At 71.8% G+C, this 18,588-nt stretch carries 15 protein-coding genes; 1 reads left to right on the top strand and 14 read right to left on the bottom strand.

What is annotated here, in order from left to right:
• Window positions 1–63: 63 nt before the first annotated feature.
• Window positions 64–696, bottom strand: coding sequence for an NUDIX domain-containing protein (locus tag D5S19_RS26695; protein WP_120026144.1), 633 nt, complete (start codon window positions 694–696; stop codon window positions 64–66).
• Window positions 693–2,393 carry a CTP synthase gene (locus tag D5S19_RS26690; RefSeq protein WP_120026143.1) on the bottom strand — a complete coding sequence of 567 codons (1,701 nt, stop codon included), beginning with the start codon at window positions 2,391–2,393 and terminating at the stop codon, window positions 693–695. The genes D5S19_RS26695 and D5S19_RS26690 overlap by 4 nt, the downstream gene beginning before the upstream one ends.
• Before the next feature lie 76 nt (window positions 2,394–2,469).
• On the opposite strand from D5S19_RS26690, the gene aroA reads away from it, so the two are divergent.
• Window positions 2,470–3,756, top strand: a complete 1,287-nt coding sequence (aroA, locus tag D5S19_RS26685; protein ID WP_120026142.1) for a 3-phosphoshikimate 1-carboxyvinyltransferase — start codon at window positions 2,470–2,472, stop codon at window positions 3,754–3,756.
• Between the two features lie 402 nt (window positions 3,757–4,158).
• Here the strand turns inward: aroA and D5S19_RS26680 are convergent, their stop codons facing one another.
• The 12 genes from D5S19_RS26680 to D5S19_RS26625 form a co-directional block, all read right to left on the bottom strand.
• Window positions 4,159–4,839, bottom strand: coding sequence for a GntR family transcriptional regulator (locus D5S19_RS26680; RefSeq protein WP_120026141.1), 681 nt, complete (start codon window positions 4,837–4,839; stop codon window positions 4,159–4,161).
• 128 nt (window positions 4,840–4,967) lie between these two features.
• Window positions 4,968–6,122, bottom strand: coding sequence for an acyltransferase (locus D5S19_RS26675; protein WP_120026140.1), 1,155 nt, complete (start codon window positions 6,120–6,122; stop codon window positions 4,968–4,970).
• A gap of 242 nt (window positions 6,123–6,364) precedes the next feature.
• A complete protein-coding gene (locus D5S19_RS26670; protein ID WP_120026139.1) occupies window positions 6,365–7,312 on the bottom strand; it encodes a copper transporter in 948 nt (315 codons plus the stop codon).
• A complete protein-coding gene (gene steA / locus D5S19_RS26665) occupies window positions 7,309–8,493 on the bottom strand; it encodes a putative cytokinetic ring protein SteA (RefSeq protein ID WP_120026138.1) in 1,185 nt (394 codons plus the stop codon). The genes D5S19_RS26670 and steA overlap by 4 nt, the downstream gene beginning before the upstream one ends.
• A 96-nt stretch (window positions 8,494–8,589) precedes the next feature.
• Window positions 8,590–9,732, bottom strand: coding sequence for a DUF1266 domain-containing protein (locus D5S19_RS26660; RefSeq protein ID WP_120026137.1), 1,143 nt, complete (start codon window positions 9,730–9,732; stop codon window positions 8,590–8,592).
• Between the two features lie 367 nt (window positions 9,733–10,099).
• Window positions 10,100–11,902 (bottom strand): DNA repair protein RecN, encoded by a 1,803-nt coding sequence (gene recN / locus D5S19_RS26655; protein WP_199730723.1) that lies wholly within the window; start codon window positions 11,900–11,902, stop codon window positions 10,100–10,102.
• A 102-nt stretch (window positions 11,903–12,004) separates the two neighbouring features.
• Window positions 12,005–12,931 carry an NAD kinase gene (locus tag D5S19_RS26650; RefSeq protein WP_120026136.1) on the bottom strand — a complete coding sequence of 309 codons (927 nt, stop codon included), beginning with the start codon at window positions 12,929–12,931 and terminating at the stop codon, window positions 12,005–12,007.
• Window positions 12,928–13,749 carry a TlyA family RNA methyltransferase gene (locus D5S19_RS26645; RefSeq protein WP_120026135.1) on the bottom strand — a complete coding sequence of 274 codons (822 nt, stop codon included), beginning with the start codon at window positions 13,747–13,749 and terminating at the stop codon, window positions 12,928–12,930. Before D5S19_RS26645 ends, D5S19_RS26650 begins: the two co-directional genes overlap by 4 nt.
• Window positions 13,750–13,768: 19 nt before the next feature.
• Window positions 13,769–13,975 carry a hypothetical protein gene (locus tag D5S19_RS26640; protein WP_120026134.1) on the bottom strand — a complete coding sequence of 69 codons (207 nt, stop codon included), beginning with the start codon at window positions 13,973–13,975 and terminating at the stop codon, window positions 13,769–13,771.
• A gap of 16 nt (window positions 13,976–13,991) precedes the next feature.
• Window positions 13,992–14,969, bottom strand: coding sequence for an HAD-IIA family hydrolase (locus tag D5S19_RS26635; protein WP_120026133.1), 978 nt, complete (start codon window positions 14,967–14,969; stop codon window positions 13,992–13,994).
• A complete protein-coding gene (locus D5S19_RS33360; protein WP_233574188.1) occupies window positions 14,962–16,320 on the bottom strand; it encodes a hypothetical protein in 1,359 nt (452 codons plus the stop codon). The genes D5S19_RS26635 and D5S19_RS33360 overlap by 8 nt, the downstream gene beginning before the upstream one ends.
• Window positions 16,321–16,451: 131 nt before the next feature.
• Window positions 16,452–18,146 carry a hypothetical protein gene (locus tag D5S19_RS26625; RefSeq protein ID WP_147397517.1) on the bottom strand — a complete coding sequence of 565 codons (1,695 nt, stop codon included), beginning with the start codon at window positions 18,144–18,146 and terminating at the stop codon, window positions 16,452–16,454.
• Window positions 18,147–18,588: the final 442 nt, after the last annotated feature.

The raw sequence follows: 18,588 nt of genomic DNA, 5'->3' as shown, positions 1-18,588 counted from the left end.
GAGGTCTGTGAAGGGACCCTTTACGGACTCAGAGTCCGTAAAGGGTCCCTTCACAGCCTGCGATCAGGCTTCGGCGAGCCGGCGGGCGAACCGGGTGGGCCGGTCCTGCCACGGCGCGTCGGCCGGGCGGGCTCCGACGGCGCCGGTGACCACCGCGTGCGCGGCGAGGACCCCGGACACCGTGGCCCCGTTCACCAGTTCACCGGCCAGCGCCATGCGGACCGCCTCGGCGAGCGGGAACCTGCGCACCACGAGATCGGCCTCCTCCTCGCCGAGCACCTCACGGTCCACTTCGGACAATTCGCGGGCGAGGAACACCCGGACCACCTCGTCGGTGAACCCCGGCGACGCGGCCACGTCGACCAGCGTCACCCAGTCCCGCGCGGTGAGCCCGGCTTCTTCGACCAGCTCGCGGCGCGCGGCCACCACCGGCTCCTCCCCCGGGTGGTCGATCAGCCCGGCGGGCAGTTCCCACAGCCGGCGCCCGAGCGGGTGCCGGTACTGGTGGACCAGGGTGACCGCGCAGTCCGCGTCGAGCGCGAGGATCGCCACCGCGCCAAGGTGTTCCACCACCTCGCGCCGCGCGGTGCCGCCGCCGGGCATCACCACGTCGTCGATGCGCAGCCCGACCACGCGTCCGATGTGGACGACCTCGCTGCCGGCGACGGTGAATTCGTGCGTACCGGGCTTGGTCACCGGACCGCCACCGGGGTTTCCGGCAGCTCCACCGGCAGCCGCTCGGCCGCCTTGCGGTCCACCACCGCCTTGACGAACGCGGCGAACAGCGGGTGCGGCCGGGTCGGCCGGCTCTTCAGCTCGGGGTGCGCCTGGGTGCCCACGAAGAACGGGTGCACGTCCGCGGGCAGCTCCACGAACTCGACCAGCCGGTCGTCCGGCGAGGTGCCGGAAAACACCAGCCCGGCCTCGGACAGCCGCTTGCGGTAGGCGTTGTTCACCTCGTAGCGGTGCCGGTGCCGTTCGGACACCTCGGTGCCGCCGTAGGCGCGGGCCACCTGGGACCCGGACTTCAGCTTCGCCGGGTAGGCGCCGAGCCGCATGGTGCCGCCCATGTCGCGCTCACCGGCGACGACGTCGCGCTGGTCGGCCATCGTGGAGATCACCGGGTGCGGGGTGGCCTCGTCGAACTCCGCGGAGTTGGCTTCGGTGACCCCGGCCAGGTTCCGCGCCGATTCGATCACCATGCACTGCAGGCCCAGGCACAGCCCGAGCAGCGGCACCCCGCGGGTGCGCGCGTACTCGATCGCGCCGACCTTGCCCTCGATCCCGCGGATGCCGAACCCGCCGGGGATCAGCACACCGTCCACATCGGACAGCACGGCGGCCGCACCGGACGAGGTCTGCGCGTCGTCGGAGGCGACCCACTTGATCTCCACCTTGGCGCGGTGCGCGAATCCGCCCGCGCGCAGCGCCTCGGTGACCGACAGGTATGCGTCCGGCAGGTCGATGTACTTGCCCACCACGGCCACGCGCACGATCTCGGCCGGGTTGTGCACGCGGTCGAGCAGGTCGCCCCACACCGTCCAGTCCACGTCCCGGAAGGGCAGGCCGAGCCGGCGCACCACGTACGCGTCGAGCGCCTCGCCGTGCAGCACCTTCGGGATGTCGTAGATCGAGCGGGCGTCCGGGCAGGCGATGACCGCCTCGGAGTCCACATCGCACATCAGGCCGATCTTGCGCTTGAGATCCTCGGGGATCTCGCGATCGGCCCGGCAGACCAGCGCATCGGGCTGGATGCCGATGTTGCGCAACGCCGCCACCGAGTGCTGGGTCGGCTTGGTCTTGAGTTCGCCCGAGGGGGCGAGGTAGGGCACCAGCGACACGTGCAGGAAGAAGCAGTGATCCCGGCCCACGTCGTGGCGGACCTGCCGGATCGACTCCAGGAACGGCAGCGACTCGATGTCGCCGACCGTGCCGCCGACCTCGGTGATCACCACGTCGGGGGTGGCCCCGTGCTCGTCCGGCTCGGCCGCGGCGGTGATCCGCTTCTTGATCTCGTCGGTGATGTGCGGAATCACCTGCACGGTGTCCCCGAGATACTCGCCACGCCGTTCCTTGGCGATCACCTCGGAGTAGACCTGACCGGTGGTCACATTGGCCTTGCCGTCGAGATCGCGGTCGAGGAAGCGTTCGTAGTGCCCGATGTCGAGGTCGGTCTCGGCACCGTCGTCGGTGACGAAGACCTCGCCGTGCTGGAACGGGTTCATCGTCCCGGGGTCGACATTGAGGTACGGGTCGAGCTTCTGCATCGTGACGCGCAACCCGCGAGAGGTGAGCAGCTGGCCGAGGCTCGACGCTGTCAGACCCTTACCCAGAGAGGAGGCCACGCCTCCGGTGACAAAGACATACTTGGTAGCCCGCGACTGAAGTCCCACGGGCCGCCAGCATATCCCACGCACGCGGAACCGCTCGGCAGCCCGAGCGAAAGCGCGTCGCGCTAGGCTGCGTCGCGTGACGGAAGCGCACGAAGACCAGTGGACGGCCCCAGCGGCGAACGCCGCCCTCGACGCGACTGTGCGCGTCCCGGGCTCGAAATCGATCACCAACCGCGCGTACGTGCTGTCCGCGCTGGCGAGCGCGCCAATCCGCGTACGCGTGCCACTGGACTCGCGCGACACCCGTCTCATGCTCAGTGCTCTGGCCACCCTCGGCGCGCGGTCCGAACAGACCGCGGACGGCTTCCTCGTGCACCCGCTCGACGCTGCCGGCGTACGCGGCGATGAAGTGACCGTCACGATGGGCAACGCCGGCACGGTCGCGCGGTTCACCCCGGCGCTGGCTTCGCTGGGCAACATCCCGGTGCGGTTCGATGGCGACGAAGCCATCCGCCGCCGTCCTATCGGGCCACTGCTGACCGCGCTACGTCGTGTGGGCGCGCGGATCGACGACGAGGGCCGTGGCGCGCCACCGTTCACTGTGCACGGTGACGGCGGGCTGCGCGGCGGCAAAGTCGACCTGGATTCGTCGGCGTCGAGTCAGTTTCTTTCCGCGCTGCTGCTCGCGGGACCGTCGTTCGACCAGGGCGTCACCGTGCGCCTCGTGGGCGACGCGCCGCCGAGCGAGCCCCACATCGCGATGACGCTGGACATGCTGCGCCGCTTCGGGGCCACTGTGGAGCGTGACGGCAGCGAGTTCCACGTTTCCCCCTCGAAGCTGTCCTGCCCGGAATACGTGGTGGAGCCGGACCTTTCCACTGCCGCGCCGTTCGCCGCCGCGGCAGTGGTGACAGGCGGCACCGTACGAGTGCAGGGCTGGCCGAAGCACACGACGCAGCCCGGTGACTGGCTGCGCAGCCTCCTGCCCGCGCTGGGCGCGAAGGTGACTCTCGACGACAGCGGCCTCGCCGTCACCGGTGGCCCGGCCATTCCCGGCGTGGAGCTGGATCTGCACGAGGTCGGCGAGCTGACCCCGGTGATCGCGGCGATGCTGTGCTTCGCCGAGGGCCCGTCGCTGATCTCCGGCGTGGCGCACCTGCGCGGCCACGAGACCGACCGGCTCACCGCGCTGGCCACCGAACTGTCCGGCCTCGGCGCCGGCGTGACCGAGACCGCCGACGGCCTGCGCATCACCCCGGCCCCGCTGCACGGCGGCGTCTTCCACACCTACGACGATCATCGCCTGGTGATGGCCGCCGCGGTACTCGGCCTGCGCGTGCCGGACGTGCGGGTGGAGAACCCGGGCACGGTCGGCAAGACCTTCCCCGGATTCACCTCGACCTGGGCCGGGCTGGTCGGCTGAGACCCGGCCCGCGGAATCCACCACGCCGGTACCCGCCCGGCTAGGCCCGCCACGCCGGTACCCGCCCTGCCCACCACGTCCGCCACCCAGGTACCCGCCCGGCTCGCGGAGTCCGCCGCACCGGTACCCGCCCGGACCGGACCGTGGCGCGCCCCGGTCACCCGACCGTCCGTTGTGGACAGCCGCTCCGGAACACCCGCGCCACTTCGGCACACCGACCGTTCAATCCACTGTGGACACCAGCGGCCGGCCCGCACCGAACGCCCCCACGACGTGCCACCGAGCTGCTCGCGCACTCCACCCTGAAGATCTGTGAAGGGTCCCTTCACGGCTTCAGAGTCCGTGAAGGGACCCTTCACAGCGCAGCCGTCGTCTCGGACATGGCACCACCCGGGGCGTGCATCAGCTTGCTGGGCGCTCGCCCTCGCCACCGTCGCCGAACAGCGCCCGCAGGGTCACCTCCCGGTTGACCCGGACGTGCTCGGCGGCGTACTCGCGGGCCCGCCCGGCATCGCCGGAGGTGATCGCCCCGACCAGCTTCCGGTGCTCGTCGAGCAGATCGCTCCAGTGTTCGTTCTGGCTGGTCAGCCAGCGCAACCGGCCTTCGAGCGGCTGAATCACGCGGGAGAGCAGGCCGTTGCCCGCGATGGCGACGATCTCGTCGTGCAACCGGGTGTTGAGCACGGTGATCCGCGCGCCGTCGCCCCGTTGGGTGACCCGCGCGGACTCGGCCAGCAGCCGTTCGAGCCGGCGTAGCTCGGGCTTCCCGGCCCGCTCCGCGGCGAGCCCGGCGGCCAGGCTCTCCAGCGCCTCCCGCACGTCGAACAACTCCTCGACGTCGACCCGCGCGAGCTGGCGCACCACCACCCGCCGCGGCGACTGCACGACCAGGAACCCCTCGGCCTCCAGGCTGCGGATCGCCTCGCGCACCGGGACCCGGGACACCCCCAGATCCTCGGCCAGCTCGCGCTCCACCAGCCGGTCCCCCGGCTTCAGCACGCCGGTGAGAATCCGTTCGCGCACTGCCTCACGCACCCGCTCACGGGTCGCCGCGAGTGGCCGATGCTCCTGCGCGCTGCTCACCGTTTCCCCTTCCCCGCCGCCGAACCCGGCGCACCACCGAGCCTATCGCCGCGAAGGTCACCCGAGCACGGATCGAGGTACGGCTGTGAAGGGTCCCTTCACGGACTCAGCGTCCGTGAAGGGACCCTTCACGGCACCGGTGCCGGGGCTCGCACAGGGGCGCGGCCAGTGAGCGCCTTGCTCCACGGCAGCCTGCGCAGCACCAGCACGATCGCGAAGGTGAGCAGGACCGTCGCCGGGTACACGACGATGGTCGTCCACGGCGAGCCATAGCGATTGCCGACGAACTCGATCAACGGCCCGAGCAGGGCGAGCGCGAGCGGATGGCACAGGAACACCGCGAACGACCGGTCGACCGCCCAGGAGATGAACCGCCCGGCCCGTTGCCTGCCCGCGGCCCAGCGGCTGCCCGTCATGTACAGCGCGGCGATCGCGACCACCACCCAGGGCAGCAGGTACGGCCGGTAGGCGTCCGCGGCCATCTCCGGCCACACGCCGTGCCCCACGCTCATGAGATACCCGGTTTCGAGCGCCGCGAGCCCGGCGACCAGTCCCGCAAGCACCCAACCCCGGTGTTCCCGCAGCCAGCCGTGCATCGTCTCCAAGTGCACTGCCGCCACCGCGCCGAGCATCGAATAGAACTGGTACGGCAGCAGCGTGGCGAAGAACCGGGAGACGGTGGTGTAGTCCACGGAGCCCGGTGGGTAGCTCAGGAAGCTCATCACCGCGACCTGCACCAGCGCGGAGACCGCGAGCACCGTCCACGGCCGCCGCCGGATCACCTCGACCAGCTTCACCAGCAGCGGGAACACCAGGTACACCTGCAAGGTCACCAGCAGGAAGTACAGGTGGTACCAGGCACTGCCGGTGGCGATCTGGATCAGCAGCGTCCACAGCTGATCGCTCAGCGGCCCGACCGGGTCCGGCGAAGTCAGCATGCCGTAGCCCCAGTAGAGCACCGACCACACCAGGTAGGGCACCGCGACCAGCGGGATCCGGTGGCGCCAGAACCGGCGCGCCTCCAGCGGCCTGCTCCGGTACTGGAACAGCAGCACGAAGGTGGTCAGCGCGAAGAACGCGGCGCGGGCGAAGTGCAGGGGCGCCTCGATCGCGGCGGAGAGCACGTTGTCCGGGTAGGTGGTGGAGACCAGCACGTGGATGAAGATCACCAGGGCGAAGGTGATGACCCGGTACAGGTCCAGCTGGCGCAGATGCCGCGCCTTCGCCGCCGGCGCGGAGGCCGGTTCCTCCGCGTGCACATGCGGAGTCTCAGTGGTCGTCATCGCTGCGGCATACTCCTGGGTCGGTGCCGATCATCGTGCCAGATTCGCGTGTGCAGCTGTGAATCACCCATGAAGTCACTGAAGGAAACCTGATGCGGGCCCGGCGAACCGGGCGTGACCGGCGGTTGCCGCCCGGCTGTGAGAACGGCCACGAAACCGTCCGCGCACAGGAATCGGCGGCGGTGCGGGGGTCCCTCACCCTCAGAAGGGATCCCCGTTCCGCCGCCGACGCTCGGGAGGACTCAGTTGCCCGCGGAACCGACCCCGGGCGCGGGAGACTGCGCGTTGCCCGCGATCCCGTAGCGGCCCGCGCCGCCGTCCAGCTGTTCCTTGAGCGCGAGCAGGGTGGCCACCCGGCCCGCCTGGGAGTCCACGTTGTCCACAGTGGACAGAATGGAGGTCGCCGAGGTGTCCGCGCGGACCACGCCGAGCGGGCCGCTGCCCTCGGCCGAACCCGGATCGCCGGCCAGCACCGCGCCCGCGCCGGAACGGTCGAGCTGCGCGGCGAACCGCGCGATGGAGGCCGCCCGGTCACCGGCGCCCTCCCCCGTCTGCTGCGCGCCGGTGAGCACGACGGCCAGCTGCGCGGGCTGCGCGCCCTGGGTCGGCTTCACGAACCCGCCGTCGGTGAGCCCGCTCAGGGCGGCGGCCAGCTCGTCCGGGCCGGACTGCGGTTTGGCGGTGCTCTTGTCCAGCAGCAGCACCGAGCCCAGCAGCGCGCCGGCCAGCGTGCCGGAATCACCCGCGGTGGGGAATTTCGCCCCGGCCGGCTGCAGCCGGGTCACCACGTCGCGCAGCTGATCGGTCTTGGCCGGATCGGTGAACGCGTCGGTCAGCTGCAGCTCCCCGGTCACCGAGGCGCCGGACTGGCCGACCAGCTTCTTGAGCGCGTCCCGGTCGGCCGGGCGCGCGTCCTGCGTGGTCACCAGCAGCACGGTGCGCTTGTCCAGCGCGCCGGCCACCATTTTCGGGCCCATCGCACCGGCGAACGCGTCCGCGTCGGCCAGCCGCGCGTTCAGCACGTTGCGCTGCGCCTCCAGATCCGACACCTGGGTGCCCAGATCCTTCCGCTCGTCGGACAGGCCCGAGAGCAGCGAACCGTTCAGCGCGGTCGAGCCGAGCACCACGCCGACCGCGAGGGCGAGGAAGCAGGCGGTGATCGAAACGATGTGGTAGCGCAGGGAAATCACGCGAAGAGCCCCCTCACCCAGGTGGTGAACGTGGACCAGGTGTGCTGGATCCAGTCCAGGTAGACGGAGCCGACGTCGGAGACGAGCAGCGCGGCGACCACCACGACGACGGCGGCGAGGACGAGCAGCGCGACGGCGCCCAGCGACACCCGGCTGCGGTGCAGCGTCGCGACGGCCTTGCCGTCGACCAGCTTGGTGCCCAGCTTGAGCCGGGTGAGGAAGGTCGACGGGTTGGACCCGGACCGGCCGTGGTCGAGGAACTCGCGCAGGGTGGCCTGGAAGCCCACGGTCACCACGAGGCTCGCGCCGTGCGCGTCGGCCAGCAGCAGCGCGAGGTCCTCGGAGTTGCCCGACGCCGGGAAGGTGACCGCGCCGATGCCGAGGTCCTGGATCCGCTCGACGCCCGCGGCGTGCCCATCGGGCTGCGCGGGGACCACGACCTCGCCGCCGCTGCGGAGTGTGGCGGTACCGATCCCGGTCGGATCGCCGACGATCACGTCCGGGACGTGGCCCTGCGCGCGCAGGGTGTCCGCGCCGGCATCCACGCCGATCAGCACCGGACGATGCTCGCCGAGGTACTTCTTGAGCCGCTTCAGATCTTCGGCGTGCCCGGTGCCGCCGGCCACCACGAGCACGTGCCGGTCGCGGATCGGCACCGTCAGCTCCGGCACGCCGACGCCGTCGAGGATCAGCGTGCGCTCGCGGCGGAGGAACTCGATGGTGTTCGCGGAGAAGGCCTCCAGCTGGGTGGACATCCCGGCCTTGGCCTCGATCATCTGGTCCGCGACGCTCTCCGCGGTCTGCTCGACGCCGGAGGCCAGCTGGCGTTCCCCCAGGTACACCGCGCTTTCGTGGACGCGCAGCTTGGTGCCGTCCTTGACCGTGCGCAGCAGTTCCCCGCCCACCGAGTCGATCAGCGGGATGCCCGCCGCGACGAGGATTTCCGGTCCCAGGTTGGGAAACCGGCCGGAGATCGAGGGCGAGGCGTTGAGCACCGCGGCGACCTCCGCGGCCACCAGCGCGTCGGCGGTGGCCCGGTCGAGGTCGAGCTGGTCGAGCACGACGATGTCGCCCACGCTCACCCGTCGCAGCAGTTCACGGGTGCGGCGGTCGACCCGCGCGACACCGGTGATGCCGGGGAGGGCTTCCTGGTTCCGCGCAAGGAGACCGGTGAGTTTCATGGGGCTGATGGTGACAAATTTGTGCCCGGGATTACCGCCGACGCGCCGAGGCCGAGGTGACCCGTTGTGGTGAGCCGTCGGGCGGCAATCCCCCGTTCAGGGTTTGCTGTCGGGTTGGGCGCCCGCGGAATCAAGGGTCCACCAGGGGCTCCCAAGATCATCAAGCAGCAGGTGACAGACCCGCACCGAGGTCCGGTAGTGCTCGCCGAAGCATTCCTCGTCCAGGTCCAGCACCCGGCCGAGCAACCAGCCCGCGGCCAGCTCGGGCCATGACTCGCAGTAACGACGGGCGAGGGCCCCGGCCTCCAGCAGGTGCAGCTCGGCGGTCAGCGGATCGCAGTGCCCGACGGCGAGACCGCGGCGCACCAGTTCCACCGCGCGGCCCACATCCCAGCCCCAAGTGCTCCCCACCGCGCTGCCCGGCATCAGTACCCCGTCCGCCCGCAGCCGCTGCTCGCACCGCACGATCCGGCGGAGGGTCTCGACGAGCAGCCCGGCCTGCCCGGACCGGCCGTGCGCACCGCACCACTGCACGGCGAGTTCCGCCCAGGAAAGCGGATCGAGGTCCGGCCCCTCCCGCAACGCGAGGACCACGGCGGCCGGAGTGAGCGGACGTTCGTCGCCGAGCAGTCCGTCGAGCGCGGCCCGCCAACCGGCCGCGTCCGAGACGTCCCACCAGTCGTGCAGCCCACGGACCTCGGCGACGTAGTCGTGCCGTCGCGCGTCGAGCACGTTCCACGGCTCCCCGACCAGAACCGCTTGCGGCGCACCGCAGGCGAGCGCGTGCGCGACCGGGCCGTCGAGATGCCCGTAGGCCGCGGTGTGCAGCCGCTCGACCTGCTGTTCGGCCACGGTGACCCGGTGCGGATTGGCCTCCAGCCACGGCTGCACGGCGGACGCGCGGACCCGCCACTCCCCCGGCGTACCCAGGTTGAACACGATCTGCGCACCGTCGCCGAGCCCGCACGTGGCCCAGTCGAGATCGCCGCTGAGGAACACGACGCCGTCGCCGAGGTCGGGCACCGCGCCCCGCGTGAACACCTGCAGGGACGGCTCGCCACCGTGCGCGCAGCAGACCCGCGCGGGCGACCACACCCGCTGCCGGGCCAGCCGCTGCGCCTCGTCCCGGTGGATCGGCACGAACAGCTCCTCGGCGCCGAGCAGCCCGAGGAACCGGTCGAAGTCCCCGTCCCGCCGGGCCAGCGCCAGCTCGGCCTCCACGTCCGCGGTCCGGGTCATGCGAGCGTCCAGGTCATACGGGCGGGCCAGTCCTTTCCGGTGCGAGCCGCACTCGGCCTCCGGCCGGAACGTCCCGGCGCGGTTTCAGTCTGCCGCAGCCGCAGTGCTCTTCTTCGGCTGGCCTGCGTGGCGTGAAGGGACCCTTCACAGCCCCAGAGTCCGTAAAGGGACCCTTCACAGCATTGACACCGGCCCACGCACCCGCCACCCGACCCGGCACGAACGCCGCCTCACGCCCTCACCACGCCTGCCTGCCCCGGGACCCCTGCGCCGCTCCTGCCCCCCAGACCACACCCCGACATGCTCCCGTCGAGCGAGACTCAGCGTTTCCCCCGGGCACCAACGCCCGCAAGCACCGGCCCGCCACTCAGGACTTCTTGGCGCGCTTACGTTTCCCCGCGCCGCCGGACTTCGCCGCCGGTGCGGCGGTCTTGTCCTTCTCCGCCGCCGCGAGGAGTTCCTCGGCGTGCGCGCGGCCGGTCTCCGTGCCGTCCATCCCGGCCAGCATGCGGGCCAGCTCCTGCACCCGGTCACCCTGGTCGAGCAGCTTCACGCCGCTGCGCGTGACCCCGCCGCTGGTGCCCTTGTCCACCACCAGGTGCTGGTCGGCGAACGCGGCAACCTGCGGCAGGTGCGTGACCACCAGGACCTGGTGGGTGCGCGCGAGCCGGGCGAGCCTGCGGCCGATCTCCACCGCGGCCCGGCCACCGACCCCGGCGTCGACCTCGTCGAACACCAGCGTCTGCACGGTGTCCGCGTGCGCCAGCACCACCTCGATGGCCAGCATCACCCGGGACAGCTCCCCGCCCGACGCGGCCTTGTGCACCGGCAGCGGCGGCGCGCCGTTGTGCGCCCGCAGCAGCAGTTCGACCTCGTCCACCCCGTCCGGACCGGCGTGCACCGCGTGCCCGTCGATGGCGAGGGCCTGGCGGTCGCCGTGTTCGGCGGGGCGCTGTTCGACGGTGATCTCCAGCTCGGCCTGGCCCATCGCCAGGCCGGACAGCTCCTTGGTGATCGCGGTGGCCAGTTCGGCGGCCGCCTTGCCGCGGGCGGCGGACACCTCGGTGGCGTGCCCGACCAGCCGCTCCGCCAGCTCGTCCCGGCGGGTGGCCAGCGCGGACAGCGCCTCCTCGGAGGTGTCCATCGATTCGAGCCTGCGACGGGCGTCCTCCGCCCAGGCGAGCACCCCGTCGACGTCCGCGGCGTATTTGCGGGTCAGGCGCTTGAGATCCGCCTGCCGGGCCAGCACCTTCTCCAGCAGCGCCGGATCGGCGTCCAGGCCCTCCACGTAGCCGCCCAGCTCCGCACCCACGTCGCCGAGCAGCACGGAGGCCTCCTCCAGCCGCGGCACGAGATCGCGCAGCGCGGAGTCCTCGGCCGAGGCCAGCCGCCGCACCGCCTCGCCCACCAGCCCGAGCGCGCCTGGCGCGTCCGGGTCGCCGTCCTGGGAGCCGGATACCGCAGCATGCGCGCCGGTGGCGGTCTCGCGCAGCTCGTCGACGGCGGCCAGCCGCTTGATCTGCTCGGTGAGCTCCACATCCTCGCCCGGCTCGGGAGCGACCGCGTCGATCTCGATCAGACCGTGTTTGAGCAGGTCGGCCTGTTGCGCCATTTCCCTCGAACGGGTGGAGCGTTCGAGCAACTCGGCGAGCACGTCCAGCCACGCGGCGCGCGCTTCGCGATAGGCGGCCAGCGGCTCGGCCACCGCGTCGCCGGCGAAGCGGTCGATCACCGCACGCTGCTCGGCGGGACGCAGCAGGCGTAGCTGGTCGTTCTGCCCGTGCACGGCGATGACCTGCTCGGACAGCTCGGCCAGCACCCCCACCGGCACCGAACGGCCGCCCAGATGCGCGCGGGAACGGCCGTCCGCCGCGACCGAGCGCACGGCGATCACGCTGCCGTCCTCGTCCACGTCCGCACCCGCGTCGGTGACGATCCGGCTCGCCGCGTCGTCCCCGGTGAGCGCGAACCGGCCCTCGACGTACGCCTTGAGCATTCCGTTCCGGACCTTGGACGCCTCCGCCCGCCCACCGGAGAGCAGGTGCAGGCCGGTGACGACCATGGTCTTTCCCGCGCCCGTCTCACCGGTCACGACGGTGAAGCCCGGGTGCAGTTCCAGCAGGGCGTCCTCGATGACTCCGAGGCCCTGGATGCGCATCTCGGCCAGCACGAGGCATACCGTAGCCGCCCCCACCGACCTTCCGTGCGCGCGAGGCCCGGTAACTCCTCTTTCCGCTGGTCGAACACCTGTGCGGGCGCGTCGCGGACCAGGTCAGACCGAGCGGCCGCCGCTGCGCCGTTCCCGCCAGCTGCGCACGGGCAGGCCGAACTTGTGCACGAGCCGGTCTGTGAACACGCCCTCGCGCAGCCGGACCAGGCGAACCGGCTGGTGCCCGCACACCACCTCGACCAGCGCGCCCGGCGGCAGATCGAAGGTGCGCAGCCCGTCGCAGGTCAGCACGGCCTTCGGGCCGGTCGGGTCGATCCCGACGGAGATCACCGACGAGGGCGAGACGACCAGCGGCCGGGAGAACATCGCGTGCGCGTTGTTCGGCACCACCAGCAGCGCCTCGACGTCCGGCCAGAGGATCGGTCCCCCGGCGGAGAAGGCGTAGGCGGTCGATCCGGTCGGCGTCGCGCACAGCACGCCGTCACACCCGAACGACGACACCGGCCGCCCGTCGACCTCGATCAGTGCGTCAAGTACCCGCTCCCGGGTGAACTTCTCGACGCTGACCTCGTTGAGCGCCCAGGTCCGGTACAGCTCGGTGCCCGCGTCGGTGACCGTGACGTCGACCGTCATCCGCTCCTCGACGTGGTACTCGCGCGCGACCACCCGCTGCACCGCGTCGCCGAGCGCCTCCGAATCGGCCTCGGCCAGGAAACCCACGCGGCCCAGGTTGACGCCGAGCACCGGCACCCCGGCCGACCGGGCCAGCTCCGCCGCGCGCAGCAGCGTGCCGTCGCCGCCGAGCACGAAGACCAGCTCCGCGCCGCGGGCCGGATCGTCCTTCGGTGCCACCACCGTGCACGGCATGGCCAGGCAGCCGTGCGGGTCGATCAGCTTGAGCATGTCCCCGTCGGTCACGCGCAGCCGGATCCCGGCCTCGGCGAATCGCTGGGACACCTCGCGGGCCGCGTCCCGGGTGGTCTCCCGGTCCGGATGCGCCACGAGCAGTACTTCACGTTCGCTGGTCACTGCGGTCCCTCCTGCACGGCGGCCCGGACAAGCCGCTCGGCATCGTCCACAGTGCCACCGCTGCGCTCCGCTGTGCGCCGCAACCAGACGAAGTATTCGACGTTGCCCGACGGTCCGGGCAGCGGGCTCGCCGTCACCCCGCGCAGATCGAGCCCGAGCTTCGCGGCCTCGGCGAGCACGCCCAGCACGGATTCCGCACGCAGCTGCGGATCCCGCACGACCCCGCCGCTGCCGAGCCGGTCCTTGCCGACCTCGAACTGCGGTTTGACCATCGGTACCAGGTCCGCGCCTTCGCGGGCGCAGGCGGCGAGCGCGGGCAGCACGAGCTTGAGCGAGATGAACGACAGGTCCCCGACCACCAGGTCGACCGGGCCGCCCAGGTCTTCCGGGGTCAGGTTGCGCACGTTGGTGCGGTCGAGCACGACCACCCGTTCGTCCGTACGCAGCCGCCAGTCGAGCAGGCCGCGCCCGACGTCCGCGGCGATCACCGTCGCCGCGCCGCCGCGCAGCAGCACGTCGGTGAAACCGCCGGTCGACGCGCCCGCGTCGAGACAGCGGCGGCCCTCGACGGCCAGCCCCTGCGGACCGAACGCCTCCAGAGCGCCGAGCAGCTTGTGCGCGCCACGCGACGCCCAGCCGGGGTTGTCCTCGTCCTTCACGACGATCGGCGCGTCGGTTTCCACGCCGGTGGCGGGCTTGCTGGCGACCATGCCGCGTACGGTGACCTTGCCACCGGTGATGAGCGCCGAAGCCTGCTCCCGGGAGCGGGCGAGACCACGGCGTACCAGTTCCGCGTCGAGGCGGGCCCTTCGGGGCACTCCGATCAGACCTTTCCGGTCAGACCCTGTCGATGCTGGACAGGGCGACGGTCAGCTCGGTGTGCACGGCCTCGAAGCGGTCCACGTGCTCGGCGGGCGGCAGCGTGTCCAGGTCGTCAAGTCCGGCCACGGCCTCCTCGATACCGGCCCGCGGGTCGGTCTGCTGCGGGCCGGGGCCGGGGATCGACGGGGGCCCGGGAACGGGCCGCGGAACGTTCGGATGCACCTGCCCAAACTACCAGTCAGGCCAGGCCCAGCCCGGTCAGCGCGGCACCGGCCGCGTCGCCTTCGGCCCGGACCGTGGTCACTTCGGTACGCCATGCGGCGGCGCAGAGCGCGCGAAGCAGGTCAAGTGGCGCACCTTCGCCTCGTACGGTGAGTACGTTGCCTTCGCTGATCTCCCAGCTGGGCCGCGGGCCGATGCGAAGCTCATCCGCGGGGAGGGTAAGCGCGGTGAGGTCCGCGCCGAGGTGCGTGGGCCGTTCAGCGGGCACGGCACGCAGCACGCTTGCCGGAGTGGCGACGCCGGTGAGGACGCACAACACGTCGAGCCCGGCCGCGACGGCGCCGGCGATGTCCGTGTCCAGCCGGTCCCCGACGACCAGCGCGCGCTCGGACCGTGCGGCCGTCTCGAAGAGCAACGGCTGCGGTTTCCCGGCGACCACCGGCTCGGTGTCAGTCGCCGTACGCAGCGCAGCGACCATGGAACCGTTGCCCGGCAACAGTCCACGTTCGCTAGGCAGCGTCGCGTCGACGTTGCACGCCACCCACAGCGCACCCGCACGGATCGCGAGACACGCTTCGGCAAGGTCCGCCCACGCGTTGTCCGGCGAGTGACCCTGCACGACGGCGGCGACCGCGGCGCTCGCCCTGCGCACCGGCGTCAGCCCCGCCGCGGCGACTGCGTTCGCCAGGGACGCCGTACCGACGACGAGAACCTCGGCGCCCTTCGCGAGGCTCTCACCGAGCACTGCGACAGCGGCCTGGGCACTCGTGTGCACTTCGGCGACCTCTGCGGACAGCCCCAGCCCCCGAAGGTGCGCGACGACGTCCTCAGGCGACTTCGAGGCGTTGTTGGTCACGAACCGCACGGCCGTGCCCTGGCTGCGTACGGCCGCCACGGTCTCGGGCGCGCCCTCGATGACCTGCGCGCCGTGGTACACGGTGCCGTCGAGATCGAACAGCACCGCGTCGTACCCCGCGAGCAGGGCATCACTCATTCGCAAGCTCCGCAGCCCGCTCGCCAGCGTCCGTCTCGCCCTCGGTGTCGGCTTCGGCGGCGTTGAGGAACCAGCGCGCCGCTTCTTCCGTACGCCCGGCCGCGACGAGGTTGTCCGCGTACGCGTAGAACAATCGCGCACTCCACGGGTCACGCCGCCCCGCCTCAAGATCCGGCCCCTGCAACGAGACCACCGCCGCGTCGACCTGCCCGAGGTCCCGCCGCGCCCCGGCCGCCACAATCGCCAGCTCGACCCGGGTGGCCTTGGTGAGCCGCTCCTTGTCGGTCTCCTTGGCCAGGTCGAGAGCGCGCTCCGGCCGCCCCAGCGCCCGCTCGGCGTCCGCGATGACCGCGATGTGCTCGTCGCTGCGCGTCATCCGCCGCACCGCGCGGAGTTCGGACAGAGCTTCCTGCCAGTTCCCGGAGTGATAGGCGACCAGCCCAAGCGCCTCCCGGACGATCGGCACGCGCGAGGCCTTGGTCTTGGCGTAACGGGCGTGCGCGAGCGCTGCCTCGGGGTCGTCTTCGAGCAGCCCGCCCGCAGCCGCCAAGTGCTTGCCGACGGTCTCGGCCAGCCCCTTCGGCAACGTCCGCAGCTCCCGGCGGACCTCTTCGTCGAGGTCGGAGAACTCCACGTCCTCGGGCAGCTCCGGCGCGTCGAGCAACTCGCGGGCCAGGGCTGCGTCTCCAAGCGCTTCGCGCCCTTCCCTCGCGCCTGGCCGCGATCCTCGGTCGTCGCGCTTGCCGCGGTTATCACGGGAATCGCGGCCTTCGCGGCTGTCTCCGCTGTCGCGGCGGTCTCGGCCGTCACGGCGGTCTCCGCTGTCACGGGAATCGCGGTTGCCCCGGCTTCCCCAGCTGTCACGGTTGTCCCGGCCTTCGCGGCGCTCTCGGCTGTCACGGTCGCTGCTGTCGCTGCTATCCCGGGAATCCCGGCTGTCACGGAAACCTCGGCTGTCCCGGCTGTCCCGGTTATCCATACCACGCTCGTCACGGGAGCCACCGTCGTCCCCGAACCCACGGTCATCCCGCGAACCCTGCACGTCACGCTGACCACGATCGTCCCGGAAACCGCTGTCGTCACGCGAGCCACTGTCGTCACGCGAGCCACTGTCGTCACGCGAGCCTCGCTCGTCACGCACGCCACGATCGTCCCGGAAACCACGACCGTCACTTTCGTCACGACCTTCCCCGACACGGCGGTCTTCCCGCGGCCGGTCGTCCGGCAACTCGCCGCGGTCCGCGTCATGACCCTTGCCTCGGTCCGCGGCACCACCGCCGTCGCCGCCGTCCCGCAGCCCGCCATGGTCCGGCAGGTCATCGCTGTCCCGCAGTCCACCACGGTCCGGCACGTCATCGCTGTCCCGCGACTCGGCATGCCCCGGCGAGACACCATCCCCGCCGGCCGCTTTCGACCGGCTTGAACGCTCGTCCGAAGCCGCCTCGTCGGCACGGTCATCCCGGCCAGCGCACGTCTCGCGGGCTACCGCACCCGCGCCGCCGGTTTCGCGCTCGTCACCGTTCCCAGCACCGTCGCCCTGGATGTCCCGGTCGCCACGGGCGTCCTCGTCCCGAGCCGAGCCGTCGCCCGATTCCTGTTCACCCGCAACGCCTTTCGCGCTGCCAGCGACCAGCTCGCCACCGCCATGGGCCAGTTCGACGTCCTCGCGACCGCCCGCCGCGACACCGTCGTCCCCAGCCGCACTCTCGTCGCGAGGGTCCCGGCCACCTTCGCGAACGCCGCCCGAGGCGCGATCGTCTCGCTGATCGTCACCCGAGCCACCCGGCCCGCGGTCGCCCGGCCGATCACCGCGTTCTCCGCTACGGAATCCGCCGTCAGAGCCCAGACGGTCCTCGAATTCATCGCTCTGGCCGCCACGCTCGTCACGCCGGTCACGGAACCCACCGCTCCGGTCCTCACCAGCACCCTGCCGGTCCCGGAAGCCGCCCTCGTTGTTCCGGAAACCACGGTCCGACCGCGCGCCGCCGTCACGATCGCTCGAAGAGCGCCGGTCGTCCTTACGGAAACCGCGGTCATCCCGAGACCCCGGACGGGACCCGCCGGCGCGATCCCCACGGTATCCGCCGGAATCCCGGTCGTCCCGCCGATCGCGGAACCCGCCGGACCGGCGGTCGTCACCACGATCTCCCCGGTAGCCGCCCGGCCCACGGTCCTCACGCCGGTCCCGGAACCCACCCGAGCCGCGGTCATCGCGCCGGTCGCCACGGGCGCCCCCGCGGTCGTCACGATAGCCACTCGACCCACGGTCGCTACGGAATCCGCTGCCGCCACGGTCATCCCGACGCTCCCCGCGGAAACCACCACTCCCGCGATCGTCCCGCCGGTCGCCGCGATAACCGCTATTCCCACGGTCATTACGGAATCCGCTGCCGCCACGCTCGTCGCGCCGATCATTGCGGAAGCCACCGGCGTCACGGCCATCATTCCGCTCCCCACGGGGACCACCGCCGGCACGGTCGTCCCGTTGCCCGCCACGGAATCCGCTCGATGAGCCACGGTCATCCCGACGATCGTTACGGAATCCGCCCTCACCACGACTGTCCCGACGATCCCCGCGGAACCCACTGCTGCCGCGGTCATTACGGAATCCACCGTCACCACGATTATCCCGACGATCGCCGCGGAAACCGCCGCTCGCACGGTCATCCCGCCGGTCGCTACGGAATCCGCTGTCTCCACGGTCGTCTCGCCGGTCTCCGCGGAACCCACTGTTCCCTCGATCGTCCCGGCGGTCTCCGCGAAAGCCGCCCGAGGCGCGATCGTCTCGCTGGCCGCCGCGGGAGCCACCCGGCCCGCGGTCGTCGCGCCGATCGCGCGAGCCGCCGAAACCACGGTCCTCGCGCTGTGCACCTCGGGAACCACCGGAATCCCGATCGTCGCGCCGGAACCCGCCGGAACCGCGATCGTCGCGGAATCCTCGCGAGTCACGGTCACCGCGGTTGTCACCGCGCCGGTCGTCACTGCGGAATCCGCTGTTGCCCCGCCGGTCGTCCCGATCGTCCCAACGGCGGGAGGAACGGTCGCCAGAGGAGGGTTTGCCGTGCGGCCGACCGCCGGAGCGGTTGTCGGAGCCGCGCCGGTCCTCGTCACGTTTGCCTGCGTAGCCGCGGTTGTCCCGCGGCCCGTCGCCGCGGCCCGGGCGGCCGGCGAAGCCACTGGCGCCGCGGGCACCCCGGTCGTCGCGGCGGGGCCGGCCCTGGTGGCCGCTGTCCCGGCCGCCGCGGTCCTGCCGCGCGCCGCGCCGGTCTCCCCGGGGCGCGTCGGACCGGCCGCCGCGGGAGTCCTGGTCGCGGCGAGCCGACCGTCCGGACCCATCATCTGCTGAGTCCCGTCGACCGAACTCGGACACCTGGCCTCCTGCCATCGAAACTCTTGAATTCTCACGGATGGTCCGCTAGGGGACCGGCTGTCCATCCTACGGGGCGGCCGGACGCCCGTTGACGTCGGCTGGTGGCCCGAGGGAGTGCGGGCATGCAGGGAGGCCCCGGGAGAGCCCTTGTGGGGGTTCTCGACCGGGGCCTGACCTGTCTAGGTTGAGTTCGGCGGTGTCCTACTCTCCCACAACCCTTCGGTTGCAGTACCATCGGCGCTGTCAGGC

The sequence above is a fragment of the Amycolatopsis panacis genome, from assembly GCF_003600245.1.
Classification (GTDB): Bacteria; Actinomycetota; Actinomycetes; order Mycobacteriales; family Pseudonocardiaceae; genus Amycolatopsis; species Amycolatopsis sulphurea.
Note: the sequence above shows the minus strand (reverse complement) of the source record. Positions and strands in the feature narration are given on the sequence as shown.